Below are 588 nucleotides of genomic sequence, written 5' to 3'. Positions count from 1 at the left end.
CGCGGCCATTGCTACGGTATCGAGTGATGAACCACATAAACGATTGACTGTGGTTGCAGGTACTGTATAAGGAATCCCTGCTAAAAGCGCCGACATACGACCGACGTTACGGTTATCTTCACCGGCTTGGTTGGCACAACCAAATAAAACGTCATCGACGACATTCCAATCCACAGAAGGGTTACGTTCCATTAAGGCTTTTAATGGCACTGCACCTAAGTCATCCGCACGGACAGGGGCTAAACCACCGGCATAACGACCAAAAGGCGTACGGATGGCATCAATGATGTATGCGTTTTTCATAGTGTAAGATCCTAAAACCAGTCTTAAGCCTGAGTGGCATCAATGAGTTTGGCACCCGTCATCGATTGAAGCTCTTCAAAAGATAAGCCTTCAACTTTCTCAATGACTTTCATGCCATCTGCCGTCACATCAATCACACAAAGGTCCGTATAGATACGATCTACACACTTTAAGCCTGTCGCAGGATAAGTCAGCTCAGCAACGATTTTAGGTTCGCCTTTTTTAGTGACATGATCGGTGGTAATAAAGACTTTTTTCGCACCCACGGCTAAGTCCATTGCACCA

General features: G+C 46.1%; 2 protein-coding genes. Both read right to left on the bottom strand.

Going from position 1 to position 588, the window contains the following annotated elements:
* Positions 1-303: thiolase family protein (locus tag AC1M9K_RS14485; RefSeq protein WP_481589635.1), on the bottom strand; the 303-nt coding region annotated here is incomplete at its 3' end.
* Between the two features lie 23 nt (positions 304-326).
* On the bottom strand, positions 327-588 hold a 262-nt coding region (locus tag AC1M9K_RS14480), incomplete at its 5' end, for a CoA-transferase (protein WP_481589634.1).

It is taken from the genome of Acinetobacter sp. 24-47-67 (assembly GCF_056779735.1).
Note: the sequence above shows the minus strand (reverse complement) of the source record. Positions and strands in the feature narration are given on the sequence as shown.